Annotated in this window: 1 protein-coding gene; it reads left to right on the forward strand. The window is 67.0% G+C overall.

The annotated features are described in order from the left end of the window. Nucleotide 1: 1 nt before the first annotated feature. On the forward strand, nucleotides 2-336 hold a 335-nt coding region (locus HX846_RS38345), incomplete at its 3' end, for a sigma 54-interacting transcriptional regulator (RefSeq protein WP_256740527.1).

Here is a 336-nt window from a genome sequence, read left to right on the forward strand (position 1 = left end):
CCTGCGCCTGGCCCTGAGCGACCGTCAGCAATTGAGTACGCGCCTGGTGGGCCACTCCCCGCAAATGCTGCGCCTGCGCGAGCAGATTGGCGCGCTGGCGGCGACCAAGGCTGATGTGCTGATCCTCGGTGAAACCGGTGCCGGCAAGGAAGTGGTAGCGCGTGCGCTGCACGATCTGTCGAACCGCCGCAGCGGCCCGTTTGTGGCGATCAACGCCGGCGCCCTGGCCGAGTCGGTGGTGGAAAGCGAGTTGTTCGGGCATGAGCCCGGGGCCTTTACCGGCGCCCAGAAGCGGCGCATCGGCAAATTCGAATTCGCCAACGGCGGCACGCTGTT

The sequence above is a fragment of the Pseudomonas sp. K5002 genome, assembly GCF_013386655.1.
Classification (GTDB): Bacteria; Pseudomonadota; Gammaproteobacteria; order Pseudomonadales; family Pseudomonadaceae; genus Aquipseudomonas.